Origin of the sequence: Halanaerobium hydrogeniformans (assembly GCF_000166415.1) — a bacterium.
In the GTDB taxonomy this organism is placed as follows: domain Bacteria; phylum Bacillota; class Halanaerobiia; order Halanaerobiales; family Halanaerobiaceae; genus Halanaerobium; species Halanaerobium hydrogeniformans.
Map to the genome: position 1 here is coordinate 1,434,514 of NC_014654.1, position 12,918 is coordinate 1,447,431.

Consider the following 12,918-nt stretch of genomic DNA (forward strand, 5'->3'; position numbering starts at 1 on the left):
TCATTATAAAAAGGCCCCTCAAAGAGGAGCCCATTACTTTCAAGTTTATATTTAACTTATTTAGCATAATCAACTACCCGAGTTTCTCTAATAATTACAACCTTTATTTGGCCTGGGTAGTCTAGATTTTTCTCGATTTTCTTTTTGATATCTCTAACCATTTTTGTTGATTCGAAATCATTGATTTTATCTGGTTCTACGATAACTCTAATTTCTCTTCCGGCTTGAATAGCATAAGCTTTTTCGACACCTTTAAAAGATTGTCCGATTTCTTCAAGATCTTCAAGACGTTTAATATATGATTCGAGAGTTTCTTTTCTTGCTCCAGGTCTTGCAGCAGATATTGCATCACCAGCTGCTACTAAAACTGCTTCAACCGATTTAAACTCTACATCACCATGATGAGCATCTATAGTATGGAGTATCTTTTCGCTCTCACCGTGTTTCCTGGCTATATCTACACCAAGATCAACATGTGTTCCTTCTAAATCATGGTCGATTGCTTTTCCAATATCATGTAGTAATCCACCACGTTTTGCTAAAGTAACATCAGCCCCTAGTTCAGCAGCCATGATACCAGCTAAATAGGATACCTCTGTTGCATGTTGTAATACATTTTGTCCATAACTTGTTCTGAATTTAAGTTTACCTAATAATCTTACAAGTTCAGGATCTAAACCATGAACACCTGTATCAAATGTTGCCTGTTCACCTATTTCTTTAATGTGTTGGTCAAGTTCTTTTTCCGCCTTTTCTACCATTTCTTCTATTCTAGCGGGATGAATTCGACCATCATCAATTAGTTTTTCAAGTGCTATTCTTGCAATCTCACGTCTGATTGGATCAAAGCCAGAGATTACAACAGCTTCAGGAGTGTCATCTATAATCAAATCAATTCCTGTAAGACTTTCTAATGTTCTGATATTTCTACCTTCACGACCGATAATTCTACCTTTCATATCATCATTGGGTAGATTAACAACCGAAATGGTTGATTCAGTTACATGATCCGCTGCACTTCTCTGAATAGCAAGCGATATTATTTCTCTTGCTTTTTTATCAGCTTTTTCTTGAGCTTCTGCTTCTTTTTCTTTAATCATTTTAGCTAACTCATGATCAAGCTCAGCTTCAACTTTATTCAGCAAATATTCTTTTGCTTCACTTTCTGAAAAACTAGAAATCTTCTCTAATTTTTCAGTTTGTTCTTCTTTAATCTTTTCTATTCTTTCTTCAGTCTGACTGAGATTTTTTTCTCGATCTTTAATGCTCTGCTCTTTTCGTTCTAAGTTGTCAGCTTTGCGATCAAGGTTTTCCTCTTTTTTCATGAGGCGATTCTCAAGCTTTTGCAGCTCATCACGTCTTTTTTGACTTTCTTTATTCGCTTCTTCACGAATTTTATGAGCTTCTTCTTTAGCTTCAAGAGTAATTTCTTTTTTCTTTGCCTTAGCATCTCTTTCTGCATCTTTTAAAATCTTTTCTGCTTCATTTTCTGCAGACTGCATACGGGCTTTAGCAATATATTTTCTAATTAAATACCCGGTTACAATACCGATGGGTAGGGCTATTATAAAATACAAAACAGCTTCGTTAATAATATTCACCTCCTGACTTATATTCAGTTTTTAGTTGATTTTAATTTTATTTACTATTTACATTTTAACTTTTTTAAGGCCTTATGTCAAGCAAATATATTGATATGCCTTAATAGTAAAAAGCCTGCAGAAGCAGGCTTAAAGTTAAAAATCATTTATCTGTTACTTCAAAAATGATATCATAGTCAAATCCTTTGTTCGAAAGATAATTTTTTAGTTTATAACTTGAGCGGTCTTCTTCTTTTCTCCGCCTCAACCATTTGTTGCTTAAATACTCTGCCATTTTTATTTCTTCTTCTCTACTTAAGTATTCATCTAGGGCAGTATTGATTATCTGTTTTTTTACCCCTTTATTTCTTAATTCTTTGTAAATTAACCTTCTACCTCTGGGATGATTATTAATTCTAGAACGTATCCAGAGTTCTGAAAAACGTTTTTCATTTAATAAATCTTTATCGAGAAGATAATCAATAACCTTATCTATTACTTCTAAAGAAAAGTCTTTTTTTTCTAAACGATCTCTCATTTCCTGAATGGTTCTTTCTCTATAGCTAAGTAATTTAAAAGCTTTATTTTTTGCCTTTTTTAATTCTTCCTGATCCATTCTTTATTCATCATCCTTTTCTTTTTCAACTTCTTCTTCGATTTCACCATCTTTTAAACCAACTTTAACTCTAATCTTTTCATCAATCTCATTTAAGATATCTGGGTTATCCTGTAAAAATTCTTTTGAATTTTGTCTACCCTGACCAAGTCTAACATCTCCATAAGAATACCAGGAGCCAGCTCTATCAACAATACCTGTATCTACCCCTAAATCTAAGACACATCCAGAACGAGAGATTCCAGTACCATACATTATATCAAATTCTGCACTTCTAAATGGAGCAGCAACTTTGTTTTTTACAACCTTGACCTTAGCAGTACTACCGATTAATTTATCTCCATCTTTAATTGTTTGTGATCTTCTCATTTCAATTCTAACCGAAGAATAAAATTTGAGGGCTCTCCCTCCAGGAGTAGTTTCCGGATTACCAAACATTACCCCTATTTTTTCTCTAATCTGATTGATAAATATTATAGCAGTATGTGATTTGCTGATTGCTCCTGACAATTTACGCATTGCCTGAGACATCAATCTTGCCTGTAAACCCATATGTGAGTCTCCCATGTCTCCTTCTAGTTCTGCCTTAGGCACTAAAGCGGCAACAGAGTCAATTATTACTAAATCTATTGCATTACTTCTGACAAGTGCTTCTGCAATTTCTAAAGCTTCTTCTCCACTATCAGGTTGAGAAATTAAAAGATTATCAATATTTACTCCTAAATTTTTAGCATATTTAGGATCTAAGGCATGTTCAGCATCGATAAAAGCTGCTATACCATCAAGTTTTTGGGCTTCAGCTATTATGTGCAGACCAAGTGTTGTTTTACCTGAAGATTCATTACCATAAAGCTCAATAATCCTTCCTCTTGGAATACCTCCTACTCCAAGTGCCAGGTCAAGCGGCAGTGCTCCAGTTGGAATTGCCTCTACATTTAAGCTGGATGCTTCACCAAGTTTCATTATTGAACCTTTACCAAACTGTTTCTCAATTCTTTTGACAGCTTGATCAAGCGCTTTTTCTTTATCTTTAGTTGCCAATATTATCTTCCTCCCTATTTGTTTTATATTTTAACTGCAGTTTTTGTCTTTAATTTTATTATAGAACAAATGTTTAGATAATGCAAGTCTATTGTATTTTTTTGGAAAATAGCTCAATGTATTCTGGGCCAGCTGGATGAAGTTTACTTTGATAAAGACTGATTGTATTTAATTTAGAATATATATTAATAAAATTTTTATCTAAAAATATATCTTTAAAATCTATCGAGGCTGATTTTTTATTGCGAGCCAGGCTTAGATGGGCTGTAAATTCTCTATCATCCCTTTTAAAACCTAATTTTATCATTTCTCGCTCTATTATTTCTTTACATTGCTCTAAAAATTCACTGCCTTTAACAACTTCTAAAAATATTACCCTGGGCTCTTTTAAATTTGGAAAAGCATTTAAAGAATTAAATTGAATGTATTCTAGCGAAGTTCTAATTTCAATTTCCTCTAGTTTTTCAATTATTTCTTCTTTCTGTTCCTCAGTACATTCACCTAAAAATTTTAAAGTTAAATGCCAGTTTTCTTTTTTTATCCATTTAAGTTTTGGGTTTAATTCTTTTTTTAAAAGTTTAACTTTTCTAGCTATTAATTCGCGGCTTCTCTCACTGATATTTACTGCAATAAAAAGACGCATTAATATACACCCCTAATTTTTTTCGATCTCATCAAGTAAATCTCTTGCTTTTTGAAATCTATCATTTAAGTGTAGAGTCCTTCTTAGTTCAGCTCTAGCAGCTTCCATCATATTCGCGTGATAATAAGCCAGTCCCAAATAATATCTGCTTTCAAAAAACTCAGGGTTTTTCTCTACTGCTTGTAAAAAGCTTGATATAGCATTATTATATTCTTCTTTTTCCAAATATAATTTACCTTCTGCCAGATAAGCATTTACATAATCGGGATTATAAGTTAAAGAATTAGAATAGTAGTTTAGTGCCTGTTCATAATCTTTTCTTTCTTGAGCTATTACACCGAGCAAATAATATGCATGATAAGAATTCCTGTTTATATCTATAGCCTTGATTAAGGCGTCCTCTGCATTTGAAAAATTATCTAAAGCAAGATAATTTTCTGCAATTTTAACATAATAAGGTACAAAATTAGGATTTGCTTTAATTCCTAATTCATATATTGATATCGCAGAATTATAATTTCCTAATCTTTGATATAAATTACCTAAATTTAAATAAATAGATTGCTGAACAGTTCCTTTAGCTAAAGCCTGCTCATAAAGTTCTACAGCTTTATTTAAATCACCATTTTCCTCATATAATTTTGCCAGATTAAGATAATCTTCTGCAATTGGGTTGTCATCAATTATTTCTTGATAAATATCTGCTGCGTTTTCTCTTTTATTGTTCTCTCGATAAGCATAGGCTAAATCTCTTTTAAATGTATTTGAACTTAAACCCAATTCTGAAGTTTTTTTTAAATATTTTAAAGCCATTTCAAAATCTGCACTGTCAAATTGTCTGTTTTTGTTTAAAAACAATTCTCCAATTTGCCAATTTAAAGTTCCGCTCTGATAACCCAGTTCTTCTAATTTTTCCACGTAATTTATTGCTGACAGAGTTCTGTTTTCTTTTACTGCTGTCATTGTAAGATAATATAATACACTGAATTTAAAACCTTCATCTAACTCATATTCGTTTAAGAGTAGAGAAAATTCTTGTTCTGCCTGATTAAAATTCTGTTGATTATAATTTTTTAATGCCTGAGAAAATAAATCTTCAGCAGTTGTTTTTGCACCCTCCTGAGCAGCTAAATTAGATGAAAACACTAATATAATGATTAAAACAATTAAAAAAAATTTCTTTTTCATCATGATTCTCCTTTTATTTTAAGAGCTTAATAGTTTCAAAAAAAGCTATTTGAGTTGCATAATAACGGTTGAGAGACCTGCCATAGTTTTTATTTAACTCTATGGTTTTAATTTCATCATTATATTTTATTGCAATATGCATGGTTCCAGGCATCTTATCTTCCATACTACCAGGGCCAGCAACACCACTAAAGGCAATCGCAATATCACTTTTAAAAATCTCAGCTGTATTTTTGGCCATTGCAGTTACACATTCTTTACTTATCATCCCATATTTTTTGATGATTTGAGGATCTAAATTAAGTAGATTTATTTTCGCCTCTTTAGTATATGCCACAATAGAACCCTTAAAAAATTGTGAGCTCCCAGCTTTATCACTCAACCTTTTTGCAAAAAGACCACCTGTAAAAGATTCTGCACTTGCAATTGTTAATCTTGAGTTTTTTATTTTCTCGACAAAGATTTCTAAAATATCTTTATCGTCTTTACTATAAAGATACTCTCCTAAATGTTTGACAAGTTTTTGTTCAGCATTATCAAGCATGGTTTCAGTTTTTTCTCTATCCATAGAATCAGAAAGCAGAACCTTTAATCTTAATTTAACCTCACCCTTGGTGGCTTGATAACTTTTTTCTATTTGTGAATCAATTTTTATTTGATTAAATTTATCTTCTAGTGTTGATTCACCAATCCCAATAAAATTATATTCTCTATAAATTATTTTGTTTTTTGATAATTTCTCAAGTTCTTTTTTTATACTATTATTAAATATTGCGACCATTTCTCTAGGAACTCCAGGTAATAAATAAAATCTAGTCTGATTATCAAAAATTTTTAAAGCTGGAGCAGTACCATTATTATTTTTAATTATTTTTGCATCTTTTGGTAGATAGGCCTGACGAAAATTATTTTCGGTCATTTTATAATCATGCCTGGCAAAAAAATCTTTAAGACTTCTGGCAATTTCTTCAGAATAAATCAGTTCTCTGTCTAAGGCTTCTGCAAGAGCATCTCTACTTAAATCATCTTCTGTCGGTCCAAGTCCACCGGTAATAAAGATCAACTCAGCATTCTCAGAAGCAAATTTAATTGTTCTAATAATATCCTCTTTTTTGTCACTGCTAAGATAGATACCGGTTACTGTAAATCCCAATTCTCTTAAATTTTCTGCTAAAAATTTAGAATTACTATCTTTTACTAAACCAGCTAATAATTCAGATCCAGTTGCAATAATTGCTGTATTCACTATTTTCACCTCATCATAATTATTATATCATTTTAAGAAAAGAAAATCGACCACAGAGGGTCGATTAAATATAATTTCTAAACTAAGTTTTTTTAATTTTTAAAGAAAATGAATTATTATTTTTAATATTCCCAGTGAAACAACTCCAGCCAAAACATCATCTAACATAACCCCTAATCCTGATGATAGAGACTGTACCCTATCAATTAGCCAGGGTTTTTTAATATCAAAAAACCTAAATAAGATAAAACCGGCAATTAATACTGCTACACTGGTCTGCAGGCTGTAAAAAGTTATCAGCTGGCCTGCCATCTCATCAATAACTATCTTAGAATGATCTTTGATACCGGTTCTTTTTTCCTCATAATTAGCAACAGCTATTCCACCAATTGTTAAAGCTGTAATTAAATAAAAATTATTTAAAAATGGAAAGAAAAATAATAAAATGATAATCAGCAGTGAACCCCATGTACCTGGTGCATAAGGCAAATACCCACTGTAAAAACCAGTGGCTAAAAAGTGGTTTATTTTATCGAGCATTTTTTCTCCTCCTGCTAACATTATGAATAATCAACTTCTGCTCCGGCAAAATATTTATATCCTGAATAAACTGTAATTAACACTGCTATCCAGACAAGACCTTTAGTCATATATACTGGCAAATTGATTATATGAGGATCTATTATTAAAGCTATAACAGTAATTATTTGAATAGTAGTTTTTACTTTCCCCCATATACTGGCAGCTATAACAGATCCTTGATCAGCAGCAACTACTCTTAAACCGGTTACTGCAAGCCCCCTTGCAATTATAATAATAACTGGCCAGGCGGTAATTTTACCGATCTGTACAAAAGCTATTAAAACACCATAGATTAAAAGCTTATCAGCTAAAGGATCAAGAATTTTACCCAGGGCAGTTATCATGTCATATTTTCTGGCAAAATAACCATCATATCTATCAGTTATTGCAGCAGCAATAAAAACAATTAAAGCCAAAAGATCACCCACAAATGTACCGATAAATAAAAGGCCAATAATAATAGGTACCAGCAGAATTCTCAGAGCAGACAACTTATTTGGTAGATTCATCTTTTATCTCTCCTTTCAATTCATAATGATAGGCTTCTGTAATAAAGGTCCTATAGATATTACCAATTTTTAAGTCATTATTCGCAACTGGAATGTAAATTTGATTATCAATCTCTGGAGAATCAAATCTAGAACGAGCCAGATAATGATCATCAGTTTTTTCTTCAATGATTACCTCAAGCTCTTGATTTAAAAGACCTTTGTTTTTCTCTAAAGAAATTTCTTGTTGAATTTCTAAAAGTTCTTCTTTTCTCTGTTTTTTAACTTCAGGAGATATTCTGTTGGGCAGATTATAGGCTGCAGTATCTTCTTCTAAAGAAAATTCAAATACTCCTAAGCGATCAAATTTAAATTCTTTTATAAAGTTTTTTAGATCTTCAAAATCGGCTTGACTTTCACCTGGGAATCCACTTATTAAAGAAGTTCTTAATTTTACATCAGGAATTTTATTTCTTATCATATTTATTATATTAGCGATATCTTCCCTATCTCCTTTGCGATTCATTAATTTCCTAATTTTAATTGCTGAATGCTGGATTGGTAGATCAAGATAATTACATATTTTATCTTCTTCAGCAATTACTTCTATCATCTCTTCTGTTATAAATTCTGGATAGCTATATAAGATTCTTATCCATTCAATACCCTCAACTTCAGTTAACTTTCTTAAAAGTGGGGCAAGAGCAGAACGACCATAAATATCAATTCCATACTGGGTTGTATCCTGGGCAATTAAAATTAACTCTTTGATACCGGATTCCGCTATTTTTTTGGCCTCTCTTATTATATCAGCAATTGTTCTGCTTTTTATACCACCTCTAATCTGAGGTATACTGCAGTAACTGCAGTTGTTATTACAGCCTTCTGCAATTTTTAAATAAGCAAAAACATTATTATCAAGCTCTCTTGGTAAAGATGCACTGTAATCAAAACCGGCCTCTTCTATTCCACCGGCTTTTTTACCGGCTAAACTCTCCTTTATTACCTCTGTTATTTTATCAAAATTAGAGGTCCCAAGTACTGCATCAATCTCTGCTATCTCATCCTGTAATTCTTCACTATATCTCTGAGTTAAACAACCGGTTACAACAACCGATCTACAATTGTGTTCTTTTTTATATTCCAGTGCTGTTAAAATTGTGTCTATAGATTCTTCTTTTGCATCCTGAATAAAACCACAGGTATTAATAATGATTACCTCTGCTTTTTCAAAGTTATTTATATATTCAAACTCGCTGTCAGAATTTAAAAAACCCTGCATATGCTGACTATCAACTTCATTTTTTGGACAACCTAATGTCATTATAGAATATTTAATCATTTTTACTCCTTTTTTATTAAGCATTTATTAAAAATTAAGTCTATAATTAGAAAAAAGCCCCTGAGGGCTTTAAATTATTTAAAAATGGTCGGGCTATCCGGATTTGAACCGGAGACCTCTACACCCCCAGTGTAGCGCGCTACCAAGCTGCGCCATAGCCCGATCTCAACAAGAAATATTATATATAAAGAAAAGATATTTGTCAAATTTTTTAAGCTTATTTGACTAAAAATTTACTTTACATAATCTAATTTTTTTAAAAATTCCATAGTCTTATCCGGGTAATCTGTTACTACAAAAATCTCCTGCAGAGAAGAACTGTTTTTAGCTATCAATTTGATTCCACTTCTTGTATTATATTTCAACTGCAGATAAGCAGGAACTCCACTTCCCTTACGACGATTTATTCTACCAGGAATAATGCTCTTGATCAGTGCTGAAATAGCAATATCCTCTAAAAATGGAAGTATATCTTCAATAATAGTATGCTCCTGTTTTATTTTGTTGTGTCTGTACTTATTAGCCATTTGAATCACATCCTCAATTTATTATAACATTGTAGTATTATAGTAGCAAATCTTAAGTAAGAAAATCAACTTAAGCATTAAAAAAAAGAAGTCGAATTCGACTTCCCTGTCATATCAATGGAGCTGATGACCAGACTTGAACTGGTAACCTGCTCATTACAAGTGAGCTGCTCTACCAATTGAGCTACATCAGCCTATTATTTTATATTAATTAAAAAAATGGCAGGGGAGGCAGGAATTGAACCCGCAACCAACGGATTTGGAGTCCGCTACTCTGCCAGTTGAGCTACTCCCCTAAAGCTTTCTTTAACAATAGATTTATTTTCTCAGCGACAATTAATATTATAATCATTAAGCCGACATTTGTCAAGGAAATGTACTTAAAAAAGTATAATTACTTTGCAGTAGAAAAAATATTATGATAGAGGTCCTGACCATAACTGGTAATTAATGGCCTTGCTTCAACTATTTTAAAAGTTCGGCTACCATCATCTTTTCTTTCTGCTCTCAGAAATTTAACATCATCATCTTCTCTCTCATAAAAACTAGATGCAAAATTATAGAGATGAGTGACAAATAAGATTTTAATTTTTTTCTCTATTAATGCCTTTACAATCTGTCTTGCGATCTCTGAGCCTTCTTTTTCAGTTGTTGCTGCAAAAGACTCATTAAACAAAACCATAGCATTAGGCTCGAGATTATCCACTATTTTGTTCATCCGTTTTAATTCTTCATCAAACTTTCCACTTTCCATTTCCGTGTCTTCTTCTCGTTTATAATGTGTATAAAGATCCTGGCAGAGATTAGAAGTGTATGATTCTGCTGTCACAAACATTCCTGCCTGCATCATAAGTTGAGCTAAACCGATCGCTCTTAAAAAAGTTGATTTGCCACCTTGATTGGCCCCAGTAATAATATAAAGACTTTCTTTTTCAGCTTTTAGATCATTTCCAACAACTTTATTTTCCATGGTTAAAGCTAAACAGGGATCATATAATTCTGTAATTTGCTGTTTTCGTTCAGTAACTTTCAGTGGTTGGGGAAAACTTATCGGCTCATCTAGTTTTTCTAATTTCTTAGAAAGATTTAAACAACCAATATAGAAAGAAAGTTCTACACGTAATTTTTCAAAAAAACCCAGAATATGATCTGAGGCTTGACCAACTGTATTGGCAGTATAATTGACTGCTCTATCTTTAATCTCTGAAATGGCCCTAAAGCCAGCATCATCGCGGGAATTTATAGAGAACCTATATGAACGAGCTGAATTAAAAGAAATCTTTGACCAAAGATGTTCAAACAAATTACTGTTTTCATTTCTGAGCAGGGAATAGTTGTTTCCTTTATTACCCTCTTTCAATTCTGCTTTGATGAAAGTTCCTTGTCGGAATTTTAACTCCTCTAAATGCCCTTCTGCTTCAGCAAAAAATTGATTATTTAGTTGTTTCTGTATTATTTCAAAAAACTGTTTAAATCCCTCAGAATCAAATTCTTCTTTATGGTTATCAGCCATCATTCTTAACTTTTCTAGCATTTCCAGAAAATCTTTAAGTAAATTTACAGAACCACTCAATATTGATGTTGGTGATTTCCTTAAAATACCGATATAATGATTATTTTTTTTATCGATAGCTTCAATTACAAGTTTATAAAGATCTTTAACAACTTTAGTATTTTTTAAACAATCTTTTAAAATATCCTGCCGATAAATAATGTTAGAAATGTCAGTAAGACTATTAAGTATTGTTTTTTTGACAACATCTTTAATCAAATCATCTTCATTTGCCATAGCTTTTAGTAAAGTATTAAGTTCTAGATCTTTAATCAGGGCTTTAGAATTTTCTGGCAATTTCATCTCTTGATCAAAATCTTTTTCTGGATACATTAGAAATACCTTCATTAACTAATCCTCTCCTTCAAGCAATCATAAGTAAGCCTGTATTTTTCAGCAATTGAAACTGCATAGGCCACCCCATTAGCTTTTTCTCTAATTAACTTATATGTTCGATTTGTGGGATCATCTGATTCAACCTGTGCTACCATACTAACTACTTTAGGGCTCATAGAAGTCAATTCGTCCAGAAAAGTTACACAGATAGCTATTGAATCTTTCTTTATTATTTTTTTAAGGACTTTTTTGCCGAGAAAAACAGCATCTCTTGCTGTTGTAGAAGTAAATATTTCATTCAAAATAACCAGGCTGCGATCTGTTATCTGATTAATAATTTTTCGAATTCTTAAAAGATCACTTTCTAATTTTCCATGCAAATCCTTAATATTTTCTTCTCTTTCAAAGTGAGTAAAAATTCCTTCAAATAAAAAGAGCTTGGCTTTTTTAGCTGGTATAGGACAACCAAGGTTTGCTAGATAATGTAATTGTCCAAAACTACGTGCAAAGGTCGTTTTACCACCCTGGTTAGGTCCTGTTACAACTATAATTCTTTCCCTGTCTTCTAGATAAAAATCATTACTGATCACAGTTTTTTGCTTTTTGGAATATTTTTGAGCTAGAGCAAGATCAAACATCTGCTGACAGGATTCATTCTTATCATCAGTACTCAGTATAGGATAGCAGAAACTTAAACCAGCCTTCTTCAAAGAAGAAATATTTTCAAGATATGCTAAATAGAATTGTACCTCTCGATCAAAAACGCTAATAGTTTGGTCCAAAAAGTCAGAATGAGTATTATAATAATTATCAAGTCTAGAAAAAATATCTGGATACAGTTTTGCTACCCTTTCAATTATTTTAGCTTCAACATGGTTCATACCTGTAGAAGTTCGCAAATTATTTTTATAATCCTTTGCTCCATTTTCTTTAAATCTTGCGAATGTTTGTTCTATTTCGGGTCGGTAATCTTTTTCACCCTGATATTCCTGAACTCTAACTTTCCCTCCATAAATATTCAGACAGTATTTAATATCTGCCAGTTCTTCTTTAATTTCCTCCATTTCTCGCTGCAGATTATTAAAATAATCAGTATCTACATAATCCAGTAGATATTCTTTAAAGCTAAGAAAACCTAATGATTTTAATTTAGTACTTTTTAATCCAGCAGTTAGTTCATTTACTGCCTGACAGTAAAGATCAACAGCCTCTAATAACCAGCCCTGCTGGTTATACTTATAGCTAAGTTCTTGAACTAGATTGAGAAACTGTCTTACCCTACGCATCTTTTTAGCAAAACTATCTATCTTTTTGTAAAGTTCATTATTTTCTAGCTCCTGCATTATCTGCTGACGGTACTTGATATTTTCAAGGTTGCTAAGAGGTCTGTAAAAAAAAGATTTCAAGTTATATTCTTTCTTCCCAGCAGTAATATTATTAACTATCTGATCAAGATTTAGATCACCAAAAAAATCTGGTTCTTCTTCATTTCCATTATAAGTAGCATCTTTATATAATATACTATGGAAATCTTTCATTTAATCGTTCCCCCTTTTTAAAATAAAAGCAATAATTAGTATTTTAAAACTCTCTGTTTTAGGATATGAACTGCTTGATTACTTCTTTAATATTTTTTGTAAAATCATAATTGTTGCAATTTTCTCTGAAAAAGTATAGTAAAATGCAAAAAGCCCCTATTTATCAATAAAGTCGAATCTTTACTGTTAAATAGGAGCCATTATCTCAAATAATTGAGCAGTTTAAGTGAGCACCTTCA

General features: G+C 31.9%; 12 protein-coding genes and 3 tRNA genes. All 15 read right to left on the minus strand.

Translation table 11 applies throughout. The features are described from left to right. Nucleotides 1-56: 56 nt before the first annotated feature. Nucleotides 57-1,601: a ribonuclease Y gene (gene rny / locus HALSA_RS06405; protein WP_013405783.1), complete on the minus strand. Its 1,545-nt coding sequence runs from the start codon at nt 1,599-1,601 to the stop codon at nt 57-59. 142 nt (nt 1,602-1,743) lie between these two features. Continuing rightward, complete coding sequence (locus HALSA_RS06410; RefSeq protein ID WP_013405784.1) at nt 1,744-2,196, minus strand: regulatory protein RecX; 453 nt, start codon at nt 2,194-2,196, stop codon at nt 1,744-1,746. A 3-nt stretch (nt 2,197-2,199) separates the two neighbouring features. Continuing rightward, a complete protein-coding gene (gene recA, locus HALSA_RS06415) occupies nt 2,200-3,237 on the minus strand; it encodes a recombinase RecA (RefSeq protein ID WP_013405785.1) in 1,038 nt (345 codons plus the stop codon). A gap of 88 nt (nt 3,238-3,325) precedes the next feature. Further along, nucleotides 3,326-3,880, minus strand: a complete 555-nt coding sequence (thpR, locus tag HALSA_RS06420) for an RNA 2',3'-cyclic phosphodiesterase (protein WP_013405786.1) — start codon at nt 3,878-3,880, stop codon at nt 3,326-3,328. Nucleotides 3,881-3,892: 12 nt separating this feature from the next. Further along, the gene (locus HALSA_RS06425) at nt 3,893-5,068 is read right to left on the minus strand and encodes a tetratricopeptide repeat protein (RefSeq protein ID WP_013405787.1); all 1,176 of its coding nucleotides are present in this window, start codon (nt 5,066-5,068) and stop codon (nt 3,893-3,895) included. A 13-nt stretch (nt 5,069-5,081) separates the two neighbouring features. Beyond that, entirely contained in the window at nt 5,082-6,314 is a 1,233-nt protein-coding gene (locus HALSA_RS06430; protein WP_013405788.1) for a CinA family nicotinamide mononucleotide deamidase-related protein, read from the minus strand. A 99-nt stretch (nt 6,315-6,413) separates the two neighbouring features. Then, entirely contained in the window at nt 6,414-6,854 is a 441-nt protein-coding gene (locus HALSA_RS06435) for a phosphatidylglycerophosphatase A family protein (protein ID WP_013405789.1), read from the minus strand. Between the two features lie 20 nt (nt 6,855-6,874). Beyond that, entirely contained in the window at nt 6,875-7,405 is a 531-nt protein-coding gene (gene pgsA / locus HALSA_RS06440; RefSeq protein WP_013405790.1) for a CDP-diacylglycerol--glycerol-3-phosphate 3-phosphatidyltransferase, read from the minus strand. Further along, nucleotides 7,389-8,726 (minus strand): 30S ribosomal protein S12 methylthiotransferase RimO, encoded by a 1,338-nt coding sequence (rimO, locus tag HALSA_RS06445; protein WP_013405791.1) that lies wholly within the window; start codon nt 8,724-8,726, stop codon nt 7,389-7,391. Before rimO ends, pgsA begins: the two co-directional genes overlap by 17 nt. Before the next feature lie 85 nt (nt 8,727-8,811). Further along, nucleotides 8,812-8,888, minus strand: a tRNA-Pro gene (locus HALSA_RS06450). 71 nt (nt 8,889-8,959) lie between these two features. After that, nucleotides 8,960-9,253: a DUF2103 domain-containing protein gene (locus HALSA_RS06455; RefSeq protein ID WP_013405792.1), complete on the minus strand. Its 294-nt coding sequence runs from the start codon at nt 9,251-9,253 to the stop codon at nt 8,960-8,962. Between the two features lie 118 nt (nt 9,254-9,371). Then, nucleotides 9,372-9,447: transfer RNA gene (locus tag HALSA_RS06460), tRNA-Thr, on the minus strand. Nucleotides 9,448-9,473: 26 nt separating this feature from the next. Then, nucleotides 9,474-9,549, minus strand: a tRNA-Trp gene (locus tag HALSA_RS06465). 98 nt (nt 9,550-9,647) lie between these two features. Then, on the minus strand, nt 9,648-11,153 hold the full coding sequence (locus tag HALSA_RS06470; RefSeq protein WP_013405793.1) for a MutS-related protein: 1,506 nt from the start codon (nt 11,151-11,153) through the stop codon (nt 9,648-9,650). Then, nucleotides 11,153-12,679 (minus strand): MutS-related protein, encoded by a 1,527-nt coding sequence (locus HALSA_RS06475; RefSeq protein ID WP_013405794.1) that lies wholly within the window; start codon nt 12,677-12,679, stop codon nt 11,153-11,155. The genes HALSA_RS06470 and HALSA_RS06475 overlap by 1 nt, the downstream gene beginning before the upstream one ends. Between the last annotated feature and the right edge of the window lie 239 nt (nt 12,680-12,918).

Bases quoted from the DNA above. Each gene is read 5' to 3' on its own strand.
- HALSA_RS06410 (WP_013405784.1), bottom strand. From the start codon at position 2,196: ATGGATCAGGAAGAATTAAAAAAGGCAAAAAATAAAGCTTTTAAATTA.
- thpR (WP_013405786.1), bottom strand. From the start codon at position 3,880: ATGCGTCTTTTTATTGCAGTAAATATCAGTGAGAGAAGCCGCGAATTA.
- HALSA_RS06425 (WP_013405787.1), bottom strand. From the start codon at position 5,068: ATGAAAAAGAAATTTTTTTTAATTGTTTTAATCATTATATTAGTGTTT.
- HALSA_RS06435 (WP_013405789.1), bottom strand. From the start codon at position 6,854: ATGCTCGATAAAATAAACCACTTTTTAGCCACTGGTTTTTACAGTGGG.
- pgsA (WP_013405790.1), bottom strand. From the start codon at position 7,405: ATGAATCTACCAAATAAGTTGTCTGCTCTGAGAATTCTGCTGGTACCT.
- rimO (WP_013405791.1), bottom strand. From the start codon at position 8,726: ATGATTAAATATTCTATAATGACATTAGGTTGTCCAAAAAATGAAGTT.
- HALSA_RS06455 (WP_013405792.1), bottom strand. From the start codon at position 9,253: ATGGCTAATAAGTACAGACACAACAAAATAAAACAGGAGCATACTATT.
- HALSA_RS06470 (WP_013405793.1), bottom strand. From the start codon at position 11,153: ATGAAGGTATTTCTAATGTATCCAGAAAAAGATTTTGATCAAGAGATG.
- HALSA_RS06475 (WP_013405794.1), bottom strand. From the start codon at position 12,679: ATGAAAGATTTCCATAGTATATTATATAAAGATGCTACTTATAATGGA.